General features: G+C 71.6%; 18 protein-coding genes. 17 read left to right on the forward strand and 1 reads right to left on the reverse strand.

Going from position 1 to position 19,637, the window contains the following annotated elements; all coding sequences use genetic code 11:
* The 16 genes from AC1MIR_RS26605 to AC1MIR_RS26680 form a co-directional block, all read left to right on the forward strand.
* Positions 1-1,295, forward strand: a 1,295-nt coding sequence (locus AC1MIR_RS26605) for an aminomethyl transferase family protein (RefSeq protein WP_480031192.1), incomplete at its 5' end; no start/stop codon positions are given.
* Complete coding sequence (locus AC1MIR_RS26610) at positions 1,282-1,728, forward strand: sarcosine oxidase subunit gamma (protein WP_480031193.1); 447 nt, start codon at positions 1,282-1,284, stop codon at positions 1,726-1,728. The genes AC1MIR_RS26605 and AC1MIR_RS26610, both read left to right, overlap by 14 nt.
* Before the next feature lie 2 nt (positions 1,729-1,730).
* Positions 1,731-4,148, forward strand: coding sequence for a GcvT family protein (locus tag AC1MIR_RS26615; protein ID WP_480031194.1), 2,418 nt, complete (start codon positions 1,731-1,733; stop codon positions 4,146-4,148).
* Positions 4,145-4,360, forward strand: coding sequence for a DUF1289 domain-containing protein (locus tag AC1MIR_RS26620; protein ID WP_480031195.1), 216 nt, complete (start codon positions 4,145-4,147; stop codon positions 4,358-4,360). The genes AC1MIR_RS26615 and AC1MIR_RS26620 overlap by 4 nt, the downstream gene beginning before the upstream one ends.
* A complete protein-coding gene (gene bmt / locus AC1MIR_RS26625) occupies positions 4,338-5,324 on the forward strand; it encodes a betaine--homocysteine S-methyltransferase (protein WP_480031196.1) in 987 nt (328 codons plus the stop codon). Before AC1MIR_RS26620 ends, bmt begins: the two co-directional genes overlap by 23 nt.
* Complete coding sequence (locus tag AC1MIR_RS26630; RefSeq protein ID WP_480031197.1) at positions 5,321-6,841, forward strand: trimethylamine methyltransferase family protein; 1,521 nt, start codon at positions 5,321-5,323, stop codon at positions 6,839-6,841. The genes bmt and AC1MIR_RS26630 overlap by 4 nt, the downstream gene beginning before the upstream one ends.
* A complete protein-coding gene (locus tag AC1MIR_RS26635; RefSeq protein WP_480031198.1) occupies positions 6,838-8,319 on the forward strand; it encodes an HAL/PAL/TAL family ammonia-lyase in 1,482 nt (493 codons plus the stop codon). Before AC1MIR_RS26630 ends, AC1MIR_RS26635 begins: the two co-directional genes overlap by 4 nt.
* A 70-nt stretch (positions 8,320-8,389) precedes the next feature.
* Entirely contained in the window at positions 8,390-9,943 is a 1,554-nt protein-coding gene (locus AC1MIR_RS26640; RefSeq protein ID WP_480031199.1) for an ABC transporter substrate-binding protein, read from the forward strand.
* A 3-nt stretch (positions 9,944-9,946) separates the two neighbouring features.
* The gene (locus AC1MIR_RS26645) at positions 9,947-10,909 is read left to right on the forward strand and encodes an ABC transporter permease (RefSeq protein ID WP_480031200.1); all 963 of its coding nucleotides are present in this window, start codon (positions 9,947-9,949) and stop codon (positions 10,907-10,909) included.
* Complete coding sequence (locus tag AC1MIR_RS26650; protein ID WP_480031201.1) at positions 10,906-11,760, forward strand: ABC transporter permease; 855 nt, start codon at positions 10,906-10,908, stop codon at positions 11,758-11,760. The genes AC1MIR_RS26645 and AC1MIR_RS26650 overlap by 4 nt, the downstream gene beginning before the upstream one ends.
* 3 nt (positions 11,761-11,763) lie before the next feature.
* Positions 11,764-12,738, forward strand: coding sequence for an ABC transporter ATP-binding protein (locus AC1MIR_RS26655; RefSeq protein WP_480031202.1), 975 nt, complete (start codon positions 11,764-11,766; stop codon positions 12,736-12,738).
* Positions 12,735-13,685: an oligopeptide/dipeptide ABC transporter ATP-binding protein gene (locus AC1MIR_RS26660; RefSeq protein WP_480031203.1), complete on the forward strand. Its 951-nt coding sequence runs from the start codon at positions 12,735-12,737 to the stop codon at positions 13,683-13,685. Before AC1MIR_RS26655 ends, AC1MIR_RS26660 begins: the two co-directional genes overlap by 4 nt.
* Positions 13,682-14,662, forward strand: coding sequence for an Ldh family oxidoreductase (locus AC1MIR_RS26665; RefSeq protein WP_480031204.1), 981 nt, complete (start codon positions 13,682-13,684; stop codon positions 14,660-14,662). The genes AC1MIR_RS26660 and AC1MIR_RS26665 overlap by 4 nt, the downstream gene beginning before the upstream one ends.
* On the forward strand, positions 14,659-15,831 hold the full coding sequence (locus AC1MIR_RS26670; RefSeq protein WP_480031205.1) for a mandelate racemase/muconate lactonizing enzyme family protein: 1,173 nt from the start codon (positions 14,659-14,661) through the stop codon (positions 15,829-15,831). Before AC1MIR_RS26665 ends, AC1MIR_RS26670 begins: the two co-directional genes overlap by 4 nt.
* Before the next feature lie 68 nt (positions 15,832-15,899).
* Positions 15,900-16,919, forward strand: a complete 1,020-nt coding sequence (locus tag AC1MIR_RS26675) for an ornithine cyclodeaminase family protein (RefSeq protein ID WP_480031206.1) — start codon at positions 15,900-15,902, stop codon at positions 16,917-16,919.
* Positions 16,920-16,978: 59 nt separating this feature from the next.
* Positions 16,979-17,800 carry a phosphate/phosphite/phosphonate ABC transporter substrate-binding protein gene (locus tag AC1MIR_RS26680; protein WP_480031207.1) on the forward strand — a complete coding sequence of 274 codons (822 nt, stop codon included), beginning with the start codon at positions 16,979-16,981 and terminating at the stop codon, positions 17,798-17,800.
* Here AC1MIR_RS26680 and AC1MIR_RS26685 read toward each other — a convergent pair.
* Positions 17,782-18,732, reverse strand: a complete 951-nt coding sequence (locus AC1MIR_RS26685) for a fatty acid desaturase (protein ID WP_480031208.1) — start codon at positions 18,730-18,732, stop codon at positions 17,782-17,784. The two genes, AC1MIR_RS26680 and AC1MIR_RS26685, sit on opposite strands and share 19 nt — an antisense overlap.
* Positions 18,733-18,853: 121 nt before the next feature.
* Between AC1MIR_RS26685 and AC1MIR_RS26690 the strand changes: the two genes are divergently transcribed.
* Positions 18,854-19,549: a corrinoid protein gene (locus tag AC1MIR_RS26690; RefSeq protein ID WP_480031209.1), complete on the forward strand. Its 696-nt coding sequence runs from the start codon at positions 18,854-18,856 to the stop codon at positions 19,547-19,549.
* The last annotated feature ends 88 nt before the right edge of the window (positions 19,550-19,637 follow it).

Consider the following 19,637-nt stretch of genomic DNA (forward strand, 5'->3'; position numbering starts at 1 on the left):
GCCGGCGGGGGGGGGTGCGGCGGGGGGGGGGGGGGGTGCCGAGCGACCCGGTCGGCCGGCCGCGGCCGCGGCCCTTCGTGCGGCCCGCCGGCTGGGGCGCGCTGGCCGGCGCGGATGTCGGACGGCACTTCAAGCCGGAACGCCGGCTGCCGCTGCACGACTGGCACGCAGCGCATGGCGCGGTCTTCGTGCGCATCGGGCTGTGGATGCGGCCGCTGGTCTATTCGCCGACCGGCGACACGTCGTGGGGGCCGGTGCTGGAGGAAGCGCGCAACGTCCGCCGCGCGGTCGGGCTCTGCGACGTGTCGTCGCTCGGCAAGGTCGACGTGCAGGGGCCGGACGCCGCGACCTTCCTCGACCGGATCTACGCCAACACCTTCTCCACCCTGCCGGTCGGGCGCGCGCGCTACGGGTTGATGCTGCGCGAGGACGGGATGCTGTTCGACGACGGCACGACCAGCCGGCTCGGGCCGGACCATTTCCTGGTGACGACGACGACCCAAAAAGCCGACGACGCGCTGGCGCATATGGAATGGCACCTGGAGACCGTGTGGCCGGAGCTGGACGTCACGCTGACCGACGTCGCCGACCATTGGGCGCAGTTCGCGGTGGCCGGTCCGCGCGCGCGCGACGTGCTGCGCGGGATCGTGGACCGCGATCTCTCGAACGACGCCTTCCCCTTCATGGCGGCGGGCGAGGCGACGATCGCCGGAGTGCCGGGGCGGCTGTTCCGCATCTCCTTCTCCGGCGAGCTGGCCTACGAGGTCGCGGTGCCGGCCACCCACGCGGCGGCGGTATGGGAAGCGATCCTCGCCGCCGGCGCGCCGCACGGCATCCGCGCTTACGCGCTCGATGCGCTGAACGTGCTGCGGATCGAGAAGGGGCATGTCACCGGCGGCGAGATCAACGGGCAGACCACGCCGGCGGATCTCGGCCTCGGGAAGATGCTGAAGAAGAAGGGCGACTTCGTGGGGCGCGTGCTGGGCGAGCGGCCGGGGCTGAATGACCCGCAGCGCCTGCAACTCGTCGGCATCAGGCCCGTCGATGTCGCGCAGCGCCTGCGCGGTGGCGCGCATCTGCGCCAGGACGGCGCCGGGCCGAGCCAGGGCTACGTCACGGCGGCCTGCATGGCGGCCGAGGAGGATGGCTGGATCGGCCTGGCGCTGCTCGCCGGCGGCGCGGCGCGGCATGGCGAGGTGCTGACCGCCGACAGCCCCGTCCATGGCGAGTCCGTGCGCGTCGCCATCGGCAGCCCGCATCGCGTCGATCCGGAGAATGCCCGTGTCCGCGGTTGAGGTCTCGCGCGTCGCCGCGCCGCTGCACCAGGTCTCGGCGCGGCGGGGCGTGGATCTCGGCCTGGCGCCCGGCCGCGCGACGCCATTCGGCGAGGGCCTCGCGCTCTGCTTCGCGCCGGGCGTCGCGATGGTGGTCGGCGCGCGGCCGGACCTGCCGGCGGAACGCGCCGCGGTGGTGGACCAGTCCGGCGGCTTCGCGATCTTCCGCCTGGACGGCCCCGCTTCCGCCGATGTCCTGGCGCGCGGCTGCCGGATCGACCTGCATGAGAGCGCCTTCCCCGCGGGATCGGTCGCGCGCACGCCCATCGCGCAGGTCGCCGCGATCCTCTATCGTGCGGGTGCAACGACCTTCGACATCCTCGTGCCCGCCACCTTCGCCCACAGCTTCGAGCATTTCCTGCTGACGGCCGCCACGGCCCCCGAGAGCCCATGACCATGCGAACCCATGCCCGCGCCGTCATCATCGGGGGCGGCGTCGTCGGCTGCTCCGTGCTGTATCACCTGGCGAAGATCGGCTGGCGCGACCTGCTGCTGCTCGACAAGAACGAGCTGACCTCGGGCTCCACCTGGCACGCGGCGGGCGGCGTGACGACGCTCAATTCCGACGCGAACGTATCGCGGCTGCAGAAATACACCTTCGACCTGTATCGCGAACTGGAGGCCGCGACCGGCCAGTCCTGCGGCATCCATCACAATGGCGGCTTCTACCTCGCGGCCAGCGACGGGCAGATGGATTTCCTCAAGCTCATCCACAGCCGGGCGCGCTACCTCGGCATGCAGACCGAGCTGATCTCGATCGCCGAGGCCAAGAAGAACAACCCGCTCATCGCCGAGGAGTTTTTTCGGGGCGCGCTGTGGCGCGAGGATGGCGGCCATGTCGACCCCTGGCTGACGACGCAGGCCTATGTCGCCGCGGCCCGCGCGCTGGGCGCGGAGGTGCAGCGCCACACCAAGGTCACGGCCCTGACGCCGCGCGCCGAGGGCGGGTGGGAGGTCGTGACGGACAAGGGCACGATCGTCGCGGAGCATGTGGTGAACGCCGGCGGACTCTGGGCGCGCGAGGTCGGCAGGATGGTGGGGCTGACCATCCCGCTGCTGGCCTATGAGCACCACTACATCGTCACCGACGCGCTGCCGGAACTCGCGGGCCGCGACCGCGAGATCATCAACACCAGCGACTTCACCGGCGAGATCTACCTGCGCCAGGAAGGCCAGGGCGCGCTGCTCGGCACCTACGAACAGGCCGCCGTCGCCTGGGCCGAGCACGGCACGCCCGACGACTTCCACAGCCAGCTCCTGCCGAACGACCTCGAGCGCATCTCGCCGGAGCTGGAACGCGGCTTCCGGCACTTCCCGGCGCTGGCCAAGGTCGGGCTGAAGAAGGTCATCAACGGCCCCTTCACCTTCGCGCCCGACGGCAACCCGCTGGTCGGGCCGGTGAAGAGCCTGCCGGGCTACTGGCTGGCCTGCGGCGTGATGGCCGGCTTCAGCCAGGGCGGCGGCATCGGCCTGGTGCTGTCGCGCTGGATGGATCGCGGCGACCCCGGCCAGGACGTGCTGGCGATGGACGCCGCGCGCTTCGGGATCTTCGCGACGCCGCGCTACACCCGCATCAAGACCGAGGAGAACTATCGCCGCCGCTTCCGGCTCGCCTATCCGAACGAGGAACTGCCCGCCGCGCGGCCCTTCCGCCGCACGCCGGTCTACGACCGCCTGAAGCAGCGCGGCGCGGTGTTCGGCGCGAATTTCGGGCTGGAGAACGCGCTGTGGTTCGCCCCGGAAGGCGTCGAGCCCGTGGAGGAACCGACCTATCGCCGGTCCAACGCCTTCCCCCATGTGCGCGCGGAATGCCATGCCGTGCGCACCGGCGTCGGCCTGTATGAGACGTCGAACTACGGGAAATACGAGGTGACCGGCCGCGGCGCCCGGCGCTGGCTGGATCGCGTCTTCGCCTGTCGCATCCCCCGCCCCGGCCGCATGGCGATCGCGCCGATGCTGAATCCAGCCGGCCGCATCATGGGAGACCTGTCCATCGCCTGCATTGCCGAGGACCGCTACCTCATCGTCGGGTCGGGCTTCGCCGAGGCCTTCCACATGCGCTGGTTCTGGCTGCAGGCGCCGCCCGACGACGTGCAGGTCCGCAGCGTCTGCTCGACGCTGGCGGGCTTCGCGCTGTCCGGCCCGCGCGCGCGCGACGTGCTGGCGAAGCTGGCCGATGCCGACGTGTCCAACGAGGCCTTCCGCCTCTTCGCGGTGAAGGAAATGGCGGTCGGGATGTCGCCCGCGCTGGTCCAGCGCTGCGGCTTCACCGGGGAGCTCGGCTACGAGATCTGGGTGACGCCGGACTACCAGCTCCAGCTCTTCGAGGACCTGATGGCGGCCGGCGAGAAGCACGGCCTGACCTTGTATGGCGGGCGCGCGATCTCCTCGCTGCGGCTCGAGAAGAACTACGGCAGCTTCAACAAGGATTTCCGGCCGGACTACACGCCGGGCGAGACCGGCCTCGATGCCTTCGTGGATTTCGGCAAGAACGTGGATTTCGTCGGCCGCGCCGCGGCGGTGGCGGAGCGCGAGAAGGGTGCGGCCCGAAAGTTCGTGACCTTCGTCGTGGACGCCCCGCATGCCGATGTCGTGGGCTACGAGGTCGTGCTGAAGGACGGCAAGCCCGTGGGGCACGTGACCTCGGGCGGCTGGGGCCACTGGGTCGGCAAGAGCCTGGCCTGCGGCTATGTCCCGCGTAACCTGGCGGAGGATGGCGGCGAATTCCGCATCGACATCCTGGGCGAGGAATGCCGCGCCGTGATCGCCTCGAAGCCGCTGCACGACCCCGAGGGGCTGCGGCTGCGCGCATGATCGACAGCCCCTGCAACAAGGTCTGCGTGCTGGATCCCGTCACGGGCTGGTGCATCGGCTGCGGCCGCACGGGTGAGGAGATCGGCGCCTGGACGATGATGACGGAGGATGAGCAGCGGGCGCTGGTCACCGCATTGCCGGCGCGGCTCGCGCGCATGGTGACGCGCGACGGGCGCAGGGGGGCCAGGCATGCTCGCGCGACGCCTGGCTGAAGCGCCCTTCCTGCTCGCCGATGGCGCGACGGGGACGAACCTGTTCGACATGGGGCTGGCGAATGGCGAGGCGCCGGAGCTGTGGCTGGACAGCCACCCCGACCGCATCGCCGCGCTGCACCGCGCCTTCGTCGACGCCGGCGCCGACATCATCCTGACCAACAGCTTCGGCGGCAACGCGCGGCGGCTGATGCTGCACGGGCTGCAGCACCGCGCGCGCGAGTTGAACCGCCGCGCGGCGGCGATCGCGCGCGAGGTCGCGGATGCGGCGGGACGTCCGGTCGTCGTCGCGGGATCGATCGGACCGACCGGTGACCTGCTCGCCCCGCTGGGGCCGCTAACCGAGGCCGAGGCGGCGGAGGTCTTCGCGGAGCAGATCGCCGGCCTGCGCGAAGGCGGCGCCGACCTCGCCTGGATCGAGACGATGTCCGCGCCGGAGGAGATGCGCGCCGCCGCCACCGCTGCCGCACAAGCCGGCCTGCCCTGGACGCTGACCGCGAGCTTCGACACCGCGGGCCGCACCATGATGGGGATGCTGCCCGACGCCTTCGCGAGTTTCGCCGCGACGCTGCCGACGGCGCCGCTCGCGATCGGCGCGAATTGCGGCGTGGGGGCGGCCGACCTGCTGGTCTCGGTCCTCGGCATGGGGGACGCCGCGGTGCCCGTCATCGCCAAGGCGAATGCCGGGATCCCCATCGTGCAGGGCGACCAGGTCATCTATTCCGGCACGCCGGAGCTGATGGAGATCTACGCCCATCTCGCGCTGGATGCCGGCGCGCGGATCGTCGGCGGCTGCTGCGGGACCACGCCCGAGCATCTCGCCGCGATGCGCCGCGCGATGGATGCGCACGCGAAAGGCCCGCGGCCGGAGATCGCGGCCATCGTCGCGGCGCTCGGCCCGCTGGTGCAGCCGCCGCCTTCCGCCGGCGGCGAACGCCGGGCCAGCCGCAGGAGAAGCGCATGAGCGATAATCCTCGCCGGCGCGAACGCCCCTCGCGCAACCGCGCCGCGGCCAGCACCGCGCCACTGCCCCGGCTCGAGGTGCCCTGGGCGCCGGTCGAGCTGTTCGATGCGGAGCAGCTTCAGCGCGTGCTGGACGCCGCGGCGCGCATCCTGGAGGAAGGCGGGCTTGAGATCCGCTCCGCCCGCGCGCGCGACATCTACCGCAAGCACGGCGCGATGGTGGACGACGCGACGCAGATGGTGCGGCTGGACCGCGCGCTGGCGCGCGAACTCTGTGCCAAGGCGCCCGATACATTCGTCCTGCACGCGCGCAACCCCGCGCGGCACCTGCATGTCGGCGGGCGCGTCGTGAATTTCGGGCCGGTCAACGGCACGCCGCATGTCACGGACCTCGCGGGCGGCCGGCGCTACGGCACGCTGGACGACTTCCGGTCCATCCTCAAGGTCACGCAGGCGCTCGGCGTGCTGCACTGGCAGGGCGGCGTGGTGACGGAGCCGACCGACGTGCCCGTCCCGCTGCGCCATCTCGAGATGTATCGCGCCCACATCGAATGCAGCGACATCGTCTGGGCCGCGCGCGGCGTCGGCGGCGTGCAGGCCGCGGACGCGCTGGCGATGTCCGCGATCGAGCACGGCACGACCCCTGAAGGCCTCGCCGATCGCCCGACGCTGATGACGGTGACCAACGTCAACTCGCCGCGGCGGGTGGACGAGGAGATCCTGGACAACATCATGCTGCTGGCCGAGCACGGCCAGGCCATCGTCATCACGCCCTTCACCCTGATGGGCGCGATGGCGCCGGTCACCCTGCCCGGCGCGCTGGCGCAACAGACCGCGGAGGCGATGGGCATCATCGCGCTGGTGCAGATGATCCGCCCGGGCTGCCCCTGCGTGCTGGGCGGCTTCACCTCCAACGTGGACATGCGCACGGGCTCGCCGGCCTTCGGCACGCCGGAATACGTGCACGCCACGCTCGGCGGCGCGCAGATCGCGCGAGCGCTTCGCATCCCGTACCGGTCGTCGGCGGTCTGCGCCTCGCCGGCGGCGGATGCGCAGGCGGCGTACGAGACGGGCTTCTCGCTCTGGGCGAGCGTGATGAGCCATTCCCACCTCATCAACCACGCCGCGGGCTGGCTGGAAGGCGGGCTCGCCGCCAGCTTCGAGAAGGTGGTGATCGACGCCGAGATGCTGCGCGCCTGGGCCGCGATGCTGAAGCCCGTCGCCTTCACCGACGACGACCTCGCGGTGGACGCCATCCTGGAAACGCCGCCGGGCGGCCACTTCTTCGGCAGCCCGCACACCATGGCGCGCTACGAGACCGCGTTCTGGCGCCCGCTGCTGTCGGACTGGTCGAATTTCGAGAACTGGCGCGACGCCGGGGCGAAGGACGCGACGCAACGCGCGGCGGATATCTGGACGAAGACGCTCGCTTCCTACGAGGCCCCGCCGCTCGATCCCGCGATCAGGGAAGCGCTGGACGACTACGTCGCGAAGCGGCGGGAGGAGATCGGCGCGTGACGCTGCGCCTCGGCCAGGATCGGCTGACCATCGACGACGTCGCCCGCGCCGCGCGCGGCGAACTGGCCTTCGCGATCGCCGACCAGGCCTGGGACCGCATCGCCACCAGCGAGCGCATCGTCGCCGACCACGCCGCGCGCGACACGCCGGTCTATGGCCTCAACACCGGCCTCGGCGGCAATCTCGGCACCCGCATCCCGCGCGAGCAGGTCGCGGCCTTCCAGACCCAGATCATCCGCGGCCGCACCATCGGCATGGGCCCTGCCCTGCCCATCGGGACCTGCCGCGCCGCGATGCTCTGCCGGCTCGCGGAACTCGTGCTCGGGCGCACCGGCGTCTCGGCCGCGGCGACGCGGCTGCTGGCCGACATGGTCGCGCGCGACGTCGTGCCGGTGCTGCCGCAATTCGGCTCGATCGGCGCGAGCGATATCGGGCAGCTCGGCCATCTCGCCTCCGTCATGATCGGCCGGGGCGAGGCCTGGTTCGGCGGCCGCCGGATGCCGGGCGGCCAGGCGCTGCAGGAAGCCGGGCTCGAGCCGCTGGTGCCCGGGCTGAAGGACGGGCTCGCGCTGGTCGGCCATGCCTGCGTGACCAGCGCCTCGGCCGCACTGGCGCTGGACGCGGCGCGGCGGCTCCTTTCGGTGGAACTGCGGACCGCCGCGCTGGCTTACGAAGGCTATGCGGCCAATCCCGCCATCCTCGACCCGCGGCTCGCCGCCGCCAGGCCCGCGCCCGGCCAGGCCGAGGCCGCGGCGGCGCTGCGCGGCATGCTCGCGGGCAGCGCGCTGCTCGGCGCCGGCGTCGCGCGCAACATCCAGGACGCGCTGTGCTTCCGCCTGGCCGCACCGGTGATCGGCGCCGCGCGATGGGCGCTCGAGTCCGCCGCCGCCATCGTGGAGGCGGAGATCAACGGCACCACCACCACGCCGCTGGTGCTGCTCGACGACGACGCGATCCTCTCCTCCCCCAACTTCCACAACCCCTCGCTGACACTGGCGCTGGACATGGTGGCGTCGGCGACCGCGCATGCCGCGGACAGCGCGGCGCTGCGCGCGGCGAAGCTGCTGACCGCGCGCTTCTCCGGCCTGCCGGCCTATCTCTCGCCCGTGGGTGGCGGATCGGCGGGCTATGTGTCGCTGCAGAAGACGGCGGGCGACCTGCTGGCGGAAATCCGCGCGCAATCCATGCCCTCCGGCCTTGACGCGCTCGCGGTGTCCGACACGGTGGAGGATGTCGCGCCGCTGTCGCAGCACGCGGTGCGGCGCCTCGACCGGCAGTTGCCGCCCTGGCGCTACCTCATCGCGCTGGAGGCGCTGGTGGCGGCGCAGGCGGTGGATCTGCGGGGGATCGCGCCGCTCGGCGCCGGCACCGCGCCGCTGCACGCCGCGATCCGCGCCGCCGTGCCGCCGCTGGCCGAGGACCGCGAACCGGGCCCGGATGTGGAAAACGTCGCGGCGGTGCTGGACGGCTTCGGCTGAGTTCACGCTTGCCCGGGCCGCGGGCCTGGGTTTCGATACGTCCACAGGGACAAACGCGGGAGACCAGGACATGAGCATCGCCATCCGCCGCCGCCACTTGCTGGCCGGCACCGCCGGACTCGGCTTCGCCGGCGTCATGCCCGGCTTCCGCGCCGAGGCACAATCCGGCCCGCGGACCAACATCGCCGTGCGCGTGGAGCGCGACCCCGAGGTCATCGATCCCGGCTTCCGCACCGGCCCGCATGACGGCAACATCATCCGCGTCGTCTATCAGCGGCTCGCCAGGCACAAGGCCAATTCCGGCGACCTCGAGCTGGATGCGGCCGCCGAGCTGACGCAGACCTCGCCCACGATGATCGATTTCCGCCTGAAGCCCGGCCAGATGTTCACCGACGGCTTCGGCGAGATGACGGCGGAGGACGTGAAGTTCTCCTTCGAGCGCATCGGGCTGGAACCCGCCGCCGGCGCGCGTCCCTCGCCCTATCGCGGCGACTGGGCGGGGCTGCAGCGCGTGGAGGTGACGGGCCAGTACACCGGCCGCATCGTGCTGTCGCGCCCCAATGCCGGGCTGATGGCGATCGCGATCGGCGACGTCTCGGGCTGCATCGTCAGCAAGCGCGCGATCGAACAGCGCGGCGTCGAGCACAACACCAGGCCCGTGGGCTCCGGCCCCTACACCGTGGCGTCGCTCGAACGCCAGCGCGGCGCGACGCTGCGGGTGAATCCGAACTACGCCGGCGCCAAGCCCGCCTTCCAGGAAGTCGCGGTGCGCTTCATCCCGGACCACCGCGCGACCGAACTCGCGCTGCGCGCGGGCGAGCTGGACTTCGCCATCCTGCCGCCGACCAATGCCGAGCCGCTGCGCAACGTGCAGGGCCTGACGGTCACCGAGCAGCCGGGCCTGCAATACATCTGGCTCGGCATGAACATGGAGAAGGCGCCGCTGAACGACCTGCGCGTGCGCCAGGCGATCCGGCTCGGCCTTGACGTCGATCAGATGCTGGTCGCGGGCTACAACGGCAAGGCGCCGCGGCTGAACGCGCTGATCCCCGCGCCGATCCTCGGCAACTGGCCGGAGGCGCCGGCCTATCGCCGCAACGTCGCGGAGGCGCGGCGCCTGTTGGCGGAGGCCGGCGTGCGCAATCCCCGCGTGAAGCTGCTGGTGCTGAACCAGCCGGCCTTCCAGAACATGGCGCTGGTGGCCCGCGCGCTGCTGCAGGAGATCGGCGTGACGGTGGAGGTCGATGCGCGCGACGGCGGCGGCTTCTGGTCGGCCGGCCGCGGCGATGCCGGCCGCGACATCGAGATGTACATGACCGTCTTCAACGGGAAGCTCGACCCGAACTTCCTGATGCAGTGGTTCGTCACCAGCCAGATCGGAACCTGGAACTGGCAGCGCTTCGCCAGCCCGGAATTCGACCGGCTCTACGAGCAGGCCGCGGCGGAACTCGATCCCGCGCGCCGGCGCGCGATGGTGATCGAGGCGCAGCAGATCATGGACCGCTCGGCCGCCTTCGTCTGGCTGACCAACAACGTCTCCTTCGTCGCGCACCGGTCCTGGCTGCGCCCGGCTTCCGTGCCGGGCTGGCTGGACTGGCAGTACGACAGCTTCACGGCGGCCTGAAGGATGCAGCGCGGGACGGCCCGCTACCTCGCGAGCCGTCTCGTCACCTCGGTGCTGATCGTGCTGGGGGCGATGCTGCTGCTCTTCGCGCTGTCGGCGCTGGTCCCCGGCGATCCCGCGGCAACGCTGCTGGGGCCGCAGGCGACGCCGGAATTCGCGCGGCAGTTCATCAGCGAGATGGGGCTGGACCGGCCGCTGCCGGAGCGCTTCTGGCTGTTCTTCCGCAACGTGCTGACCGGCAATCTCGGCGTGGACGTGCTGTCGGGGCGGCCGGTGGCGGGGATGGTGCTGGCCGTCATCCCCTACACCTTCATCCTGACCTTCGCGGCGATCGGGCTGGCGGTGCTGCTCGGCGTGCCGCTCGGCGTCTTCGCGGCGACGCATCGCGGCAGCCTGGCAGACAACGTGCTCGCCTTCGTCTCCGTCTCCTTCATCGCGGTGCCGAGCTTCGTCGTCGCCATCATGCTGCTGCTGGTCTTCTCGATCTGGCTGGACTGGCTGCCGGTGCTGGGCGCGGGGAACACGGACGACCTCTGGGACCAGGCGAAGCGGCTGATCCTACCGACGGTCGCGCTGTCGCTCGGGTGGGTCGGCTTCATCGCGCGGCTGGTACGGAGCTCGATGCTCGAGGTGATGGGAGAGCCGCACATCAGGACGCTGCGCGCCTATGGCGTCAGCGAGCGGCTGGTTACCTACAAATACGCGCTGAAGAACGCCTGCATCCCGACCATCGCGCTGCTCGGCCTCGGCGTCGGGCGGCTGCTGGGCGGGGCGGTGTTGGTGGAGATCGTCTTCGCGCGGCCGGGGCTCGGGCGGCTGATCTACGACGCGATCTCGATCCGCAACTTCCCCGTGGTCCAGGGCTCGGTGCTGGTCGTCGTCGTCCTGTTCGTCGTGGTGAACCTGCTGGTCGACCTCTCCTATTCCGCCATCGACCCGCGCATGCGGCGCGACGCGACGCGGTGAGGACGCTGCGTTCCATCGGCCAGGTGCTGCAGCGGGTCTGCGGCACGCTGCCCGGCGGCTTCGGCGCGGCGATCGTGCTGCTGGTGATGATCGCCGCGATCTTCGCGCCCTGGGTCGCGACGCATGACCCCGACAAGCTCGATGTGATGAATCGCTTCGCGGGGCCGTCGGCGGAACACTGGCTTGGCACGGACCACCTGGGTCGGGATCTCTATTCCCGCCTGGTGCATGGTGCGACGGTGGCGATGGCCGTCGCGCTGAGTGCCATCGCGCTGGCGCTGGCCGTCGGCACGCCGCTCGGCATCCTCGCGGCCTGGCTGCCCGCGCGGGGCGAGCGGCTGGTGCTGATCGTTTTCGACGTCATCTCCTCCTTCCCCTCGCTGGTGCTGGCGCTGGCGATCGTCGCGGTGTTCGGGCCATCGACGCTGATGGTCGTGATCATCGTCGGCATCACGCTGACGCCGCATTTCGGCCGCGTCGCGCGGGCGCAGGTGCTGGCGCTGAAATCGGCCCCCTTCCTGGAGGCCGAGCGGATCCTGGGCGCGGGCTTCCCGCGCATCGTGTGGCACCACATCCTGCCCAACATCATGGGCCCGCTGATCGTGCTGGCGTCGATGGACATCCCCGTCGTGATCGCGATCGAGGCGGGGCTGTCCTTCCTCGGCCTCGGCGTGCGGCCGCCGCTGGCGAGCTGGGGCGTGCTGATCCAGGACGGCTACCAGTTCCTGTCGGACAGCGCGATCCCCGTCGTCGTGTCCTCCGCCGCGCTGGCGCTGGCGACGCTCGGCTTCACCCTGTTCGGCGAGGCGCTGCGCGACGCTGTCGATCCGCGCATCCGGCAGGAGCGCTGATCGGTGCCGGCGCCCCTGGTCTCGATCCGCGGCCTGACGCTGGAAGCCGCGACCGCGCGCGGGACGGCGCGCATCCTGTCGGGGGTGGACCTCGACATCGGGCGCGGGCGCATCCTGGGGATCGTGGGGGAATCGGGATCGGGCAAGTCGTCGCTGGCGTCCTGCCTGCTGCGGCTGCTGCCGGCGAACGTGACGCGCCTCGACGGGCGCGTGGACTTCGCGGGGACGGAACTGCTCGGCCTGTCCAACGCCGCGATGAACGACCTGCGCGGCACGCGGATCGCGATGATCTTCCAGGACCCGATGACGGCGCTGAACCCGCTCTTCACCATCGGGACGCATCTGGTGGACGTGATCCGCCGCCGCGCGCCGGACTTGCCGCGGCGCGAAGCGCTGGCGCGCGCCGAGGCGATGCTGGCGCGTGTCGCCATCCCGGATCCGCGCGAGCGGCTGGCCGCCTATCCGCACCAGCTTTCGGGCGGCATGCGCCAGCGCGTGATGATCGCGATGGCGCTGCTGGCCGGGCCCGAGCTGCTGCTGGCCGACGAGCCCACCACCGCACTGGACGCGACGGTGGAGGCGCAGATCGTCGCGTTGCTCGAGGCGCTGCGGAGCGAGGTCGCGGGCAGCATCGTCTTCATCTCGCACCATCTCGGGCTTGTCGCGCAGCTCTGCGACGATCTCTGCGTGATGTATGGCGGTACCGTCGTGGAGACGGGCCCCGTCGCCACCGTGCTGGACGATCCGCGCCATCCCTATACCCGCGCGCTGCTGGCCTGCGAGATCGAGGACGGCGACGAAGGCCGCCTTGTCTCCATTCCCGGCGAGGTGCCGGATCCCGTGAGCCCGCCGCCGGGCTGCGTCTTCGCGCCGCGCTGCGGCTTCGCGCAGGAGCGGTGCCGGACGGAAACGCCGGCGGCGCGGGAGATCGCGCCGGAACGGCGCTCCGCCTGCCACTTCGCGGAGACGCTGCCGTGACCGACGCGCTGGTCCAGTTCGAGCAGGCCAGCGTCGCCTATGGCCGGGTGCGCGCGATGGATGACGTCACGCTGGCGCTGCCGCGCGGCGCGATCACCGGCCTCGTCGGCGAGTCCGGGTCGGGCAAGACGACGCTGTGCCGCGCGCTGCTCGGCCTGGCGCCGGTCGCGTCGGGCCGCGTGGTGTTCGACGGGCAGGACGTCGCGGCTCAGGTCGGACGCAACGCGCGGGCTTTCCGCCGCCGCGTGCAGATGCTGCTGCAGGACGCCGTGGCGTCGCTCAGCCCGCGCATGACGCTCGGCGCCGCGCTGGAGGAGCCGCTGCGCATCCACGGCCTGCCACTGGATGAGGGCCGCGCGCGGCTGACCGCGATCCTGCAGCGGCTCGGCCTGCCAGAGGATGTCCGTGGCAAGTATCCGCACCAGGTCTCGGGCGGCCAGGCGCGCCGCGTCGGCGTGGCGCGCGCGTTGGTCATGCAGCCCGAACTCATCGTGGCGGATGAGCCGACGGCGGGGCTCGACGTCTCGGTGCAGGGGGACCTGCTGAACCTGCTGCTGGACCTGCAGCGTGAGTTCGGGCTCACCTACCTCGTCGTCAGCCACAACCTGAACGTCATCCGCCGCATCACCGACCGCACGGCCGTGATGTATCTCGGCCAGGTCGTGGAGGAAGCGCCGACCGCAGCGCTGTTCCGCCGCCCCGCGCATCCCTACACCGCCGCGCTGCTGTCGACGAACCCGAGCGTCCATGCCGCGCGCCGGCGCGGGCGCATCCTGATCCAGGGCGAGATCCCGAGCATGCTGAACCCGCCGGGCGGCTGCCGCTTCCACACGCGCTGCCCGATCGCGCAGCCGCGCTGCGCGGCGGAGGCGCCGGCGCTCGCCGAGGTCGAGCCCGGCCGCGTCGCGCGCTGCCACTTCCCCTTCGCGCTGGAGATGCCGTCGTGACGCCCGCGGCGATCGAGGCGCTCGCGCTCAGCGCACTGGCCCGCGCCGGCGCCGCGCCGCACCAGGCCACGCCCGTCGCGCGATCCATCCGCCGCGCGGAGGAGGACGGCCTCGGCCCCGTCGGCCTCGGCTACCTGCCGACCTATCTCGCGCATCTGCGCAGCGGCAAGGTGCGCGGCGATGCACGGCCCACCGTCGAACGGCCGCGCCCAGGCGTGGTGCAGGTGGATGCCGCGCATGGCTTCGCGCATCCCGCCTTCGACGCCGGCTTGCCCGAGCTGGTGGAGGCCGCGCGCACCAACGGCGTCGCGGCGATGGCGATCGCGCGCAGTTATTCCATCGGCGTGCTCGGGCATCCCGTGGAGGACATCGCAGGCCAGGGCCTGGTGGCGCTCGCCATGACCAACTCGCCGCCGAACATGGCGGCCTGGGGCGGGCAGCGGAAGCAGTTCGGCACCAACCCCATCGCCTTCGCCGTGCCGCGCGCGCCGGCGCCGCTGGTGGTGGACATGGCGACGACCGTGGTGACGAAGGTCGCGCTCGCCGCGCGCGCGGCGTCCGGCGAGCCGATCCCGGAGGGCTGGGCGCTCGACGCCGAAGGCCAGCCGACCACCGACGCCAAGGCCGCGATGTCAGGCGCGATGCTGCCCTTCGGCGGCACCAAGGGTGCGAATGTCGCGCTGCTCGTCGAGATCTTCGCCGCCGTGCTGACCGGCGCGGCGCTGTCGCGCGACGTCCAGCCCTATGCCGTCGCGGAAGGGCCGCCGCCCGGCGTAGGCCAGTTCGTCCTGGCCTGCGATCCCGCGGCCTTCGCGCCGGGTTTTTCCGAGAGGCTCGCCGCGCTGGCCGACGGCATCACCGACGAAGCCGGCGTGCGACTTCCCGGCGACCGGCGGCTCGCTGCGCGCGCGGCCGCGGCAACGGAGGGCATCGCCGTGCCGCCCGACCTCCTCGCGCGCATCGAGGCGATGGCATGAAGATCACCGCGATCCGGGCGACGCCCGTCAACATCCCGCTCGAGCTGCCCTATCTCTGGAGCTACGGCGCGCTCGCCGGATTCTCCAAGACCATCGTGGAGGTCGAGACGGATCAGGGGATCGTCGGCCTCGGCGAAGGCCCCTCGCCCGCCAATGTCGCGACCATCGAGAAGGTCTTCGCGCCGCGCCTGGTCGGGCGCGATCCCTTCGACATCCAGGGCGCCGAGGAGCTCTGCCTGCCGAGCTGGCGCGGCGTCGGCACCATCGACGTGGACCTCGCGAGCATCCGCGCCTTCGGCGCCATCGAGATGGCGCTGTGGGACATCAGGGGCAAGGCCTGGGGCCAGCCGCTGCACAAGCTGTTCGGCGGCGCGCACCGCACGGCGATCCCCTTCACCGACTACTTCGCCTTCCGCGAGGGCGGCGAGACGACGCCCGAGGAAGTGCGGGACTACTGCGTCGGACTGCACGAGACGCACGGCACCACGATGTTCGAGGGCAAGCTCTCCACCACCGATCCCGCGCCGTCCATCCGCGTGCTGGAACTGCTGCGCGACGCGCTCGGGCCCTCCGCGATCCTGCGCGTGGACAGCAACAAGGCCTATTCGCTGACCGAGGCCAGGCGCATCGCGCGCGCGATCGAGCCGCTGGACATCCGCGCCTGGGAGGATCCGGTCGCGAGCTTCGAGGAGATGGCGCAGTTGCGCCGCCACACGGCGATCCCCTTCTCCGTCCACACGCCCGACATCAGGCGCGCGGTGGCGCTCGGCGTGCCCGACGCCTTCTGCACCGACGTCAACGTCCATGGCGGCATCGGCCGCACGCTGCGCTGCATCGGCGCCTGCGAGGCGATGAACATCGATTTCTGGTGCTACTCTGGCGATTCCGGCGTTGCGAGCGCGGCCTATCTGCACCTCGCCGCCGCGCTCCCGCATATCCGCGAACCCAGCCAGTCGCTGTTCCGCATGCAGCCGCTCGACGTGATCGAGGAAGGCCCGTTCAGGCCGCGCGACAACGTCGTGCCGGTGCCGCAGGGGCCGGGCCTCGGCGTCACGCTGTCGCGCGAGAAGCTCGCGCATTGCCACCGGCTGTTCGTGGACAACGGCCCCTACGACAAGTTCCGCGACCCCGAACGGCCGGGCGTGTTCCGCCGGCTTCCCTTGAGGTAGGCCGTCCGATGACCGCAGCGCCGCAGGCGCGAAGGTCTGAATCGGCCGGCACAGACGAAGGTGACCCCATGAACGAACACGACGACATGCCGCCGCTCTACTTCACCTATCTCAACCGCTTCGACGTCGAGGCGCTGAAGATCACCGACGAGGAGATCATGGCCGCCGTCGAGGAGCAGCTCGCGACGCAAGGCCGCGGCGAGGCGGTGATCGAGCCGCGCATGCACCTGGAACCCGGCGTAGCGCGCGGGCATTTCAACGTGCTGCGCGGCAGCCTCGGCGGCGAGGTGGATTCCGCGGGCGTGAAGGTCGTCTCCGATTTCTACGACAACTACCTGCACAAGCTGCCGAGCGAGCTGGCGCTGCTGCTGCTGTTCGACCGCTTCAAGGGCGTGCCGAAGGCGATCATCGATGCCTCCGCCATCACCGACATGCGGACCGGCGCGGTCACCGCGATCGGCGCGAAATACCTGGCGCCGAAGGGGGCGAAGGTGCTGGGGCATGTCGGCGCGCGCGGCACGGCCTATTGGAACGTGCGGCTGATGGACAAGCTGTTCGACTTCGACGAGATCCGCGTGCATTCCCGCCGCAAGGAAAGCCGCGACGCCTTCGGCGCGAAGCTGGAACGCGACCTCGGGAAGAAGATCGTCGTCACCGACGACTGGGAAAGCTGCATCCGCGGCGCCGACATCGTGGTGGAGGCGTCGCGCCTGACCGAGCCCGAGCCGCTGCTGAAGACCGAATGGATCAAGAAGGGCGCGCTGGTGATGCCCTATGGCACGATCAGCGCCGTGGAACTCAGCCTGGCCGACATCGCGGACAAGTTCCTGATGGACGATTTCGGCCAGGCGCGGGCGGGCCGCTTCGGCTCGCTCAAGCCGCTCTTCGACGCGGGGAAGCTGCATCCCGGCCGCTACCACGCGGAGATCGGCCAGGTCGTGGCGGGGCTGAAGCCCGGCCGGGAACGCGACGACGAGACCATCCTGTTCTGGCATCGCGGCCTGTCGCTGTCGGACATCGCGCTGGGGCACGCGATGCTGAAGAAGGGCGAGAAGATGGGGATCGGGCAGCGGCTGAGGTTCGCGTGACATCCGATCGCCGGAGGGCGGAGGCGCCGCAGGCGACGAGCACCGGAGGCGTGAATCGGATGTCCAGACAAGCCTTCATCGCCAATGCGCGGATGTACGCGGTCGCACCGGAGGCCGAGGCGGCCTGGCAGTCGCTGATCGCTCAGGTCGCGGACGAGGCCGATGTCGCGCTGGACTACGTGCCCTATCCCGCGCCGAAGCCGCTGGAGGATCTGTGGCGCCGGCCGGACCTGGGCTGCGTGCAGATGTGCGGCTATCCCATCGCGCTCGGGATCGCGGACGTCGTGCCGCTGGCCGCGCCCATCCCGGCGCTTCCCTGGGCCGAGGGGCGCGCGGTCTATCGCTCCGACCTCATCGTGCGGGCGGACAGCCCGTTCCGCACGCTGCAGGACAGCTTCGGCCATCGCGTGGGCTGGACCGTCGGCCATTCGCATTCCGGCTTCAACGCGCTGCGCCACCACCTGCTGCCGCATTGGCGGGCGCGGGGCGAGCCACTCTATGCCCAGTCGAAGGGGGAGCTGGTCACCGCGCGGCGGATCCTCGATTCCGTGCTGGACGGTTCCATCGACATCGGGCCGCTCGACGCCTTCTGGCACGCGCTGATCTCGAAATACCGACCGGAGCTGACCGCAGGCATCCGCGTGCTGGAATCGACCGACCTCGCCCCCATGCCCGCCTTCGTCGCGGCGCCGGAGCTTCTCGCGGATGCCGTCGCGCGGCTGCGCGCCGCCTTCGCCGCCGCGTCGTCACGCCCCTGGTTCCCGGCGCTGGGCGAGGCGCTGCTGATCGCGGGCTTCGCGCCCGTGGACCAGGCGAGCTTCGCCACGACGCTGGCCTGGGACCGGGAGGCCGTCGCCGCGGGCTACGCGATCCCGGCCTGACGCTCGCCGCGGCGCGGCGCGCGGCCGAGCGGATGGACGGGCTCGTCATGCGGACGCAGCAGGAAGCGCCGGAAGACCTCGGCATAGCCGTCATAGACCAGCCCGCCATTCGCGGCGATCAGCGCCGCCCGGTGCTGCCGGTACACCGCGGGCAGGCGATACCAGGGCACCCTGGGCCAGCGGTGATGCGCGGCGTGGAGGTTGTTGAACAGGAAGACCGGGCCGAGAAACCGGCTGTTCTCCACCAGCGCCGTCCGCCGCGCGGGATCGGGATGGGCGCGGTGCTCGGCGAAGGACCGGATCAGCGCGGTCGCCGTGCCGCCCCAGGCGAAGCCGAGCCCATACTGCCAGGCCGGCACCCCCGCCACGCCGATCGCGAGACCCAGCAGCAGCGCGACCCAGGCCGCATGCCGGGCCCAGATGCGCCGCGCCGCGCGGTCGCCGGCAAGCACCAGCCGCGCCTCCGCCAGCCAGAAGCGCCAGACCGACCAGAAGGGGCCGATCAGCAGCCGCCCGGCCAGCGTCGCCTGCGCCGCCACCAGGGCGCGCCCGGCCGGGCCGAGCTCCCGCCAGCCATCCGGCGTCCAGTAGCGCGTCTCCGGGTCGTCCAGCGGATCGGTCAGCCGCTCGTCGCGATGATGCGCGAGATGGCTGCGCCGGTAGCGCTCGAAGGGCAGCCAGAGCCAGACCGGCGGCGTGCCGAGGGCGGCGTTCAGGCGCCGGCGGCGCGTGGGGTGGCCGTGGATGAGTTCATGCTGCGCCGAACCCCAGAGCGCACCGGTCAGCGCCGCCAGCACCAGCCAGAGCGGCAGCGGGATCGCGTCATGCCACCAGACCAGCGACGCCCAGGCCGCGTAGAGCCCGGCCAGCAACGCGAGCGTCGGCCATTCGATGCCGCCGCCCGATTCGCCGCCCTGTGCGCCCCGCTCCATCGGGGCGCGTTATGCCGCAAACCCAATCAACCCGGAAGCGCGGTGTTTGCTGCTGACAGCGCAGCCGGCCTTGCCTACATCCTTGCCCGCCCGGCCCGGCCGGGCACCCCGAGGGGACGCGATGACCGACGAGATCATCCTTGCCGAGCTGCCCGACGACGAGCTCGTCACGCAGATGCACCAGGACCTCTATGACGGGCTGAAGCCCGAGATCGAGGAGGCGGTGCATATCCTGCTCGGCCGCGGCTGGGCGCCCTACGACGTGCTGACGAAGGCGCTGGTCGAGGGCATGCGCATCGTCGGCGAGGACTTTCGGGACGGGATCCTGTTTGTCCCCGAAGTGCTGATGGCGGCCAACGCGATGAAGGCCGGCATGGCGATCCTGCGCCCGCTGCTGGCGGAGACCGGCGCACCGAAGCTCGGCAAGATGGTAATCGGCACCGTCAAGGGCGACATCCACGACATCGGCAAGAACCTGGTCGCGATGATGATGGAAGGCGCGGGGCTCGAGGTGGTGGACCTCGGCATCAACACCTCGGTCGAGACCTTCCTCGACGCGATCGAGAACCACCGGCCCGACATCCTGGGCATGTCGGCGCTGCTGACGACGACCATGCCCTACATGAAGACGGTGATCGAGGCGCTGAAGGCCAAGGGCATCCGCAACGACGTCATCGTGCTCGTCGGCGGCGCGCCGGTGAACGAGAGCTTCGCCGAGGCGATCGGCGCCGACGCCTATTGCCGCGACGCCGCGGTGGCGGTGGAGACGGCGCGGCGCGTCCTGACCCAGGGCGCGCCGCCGAGCAAGGCGGCGTGACGCCCGCCCGCGATCGTCGCAGGGCGCAGGCGCGGGGGGGGGGGGGGGGGGGGGGGGGGGGGGGGGGGGGGGGGGCGCGGGGCGGGAC

This window comes from Falsiroseomonas sp. RANM36 (assembly GCF_056682175.1).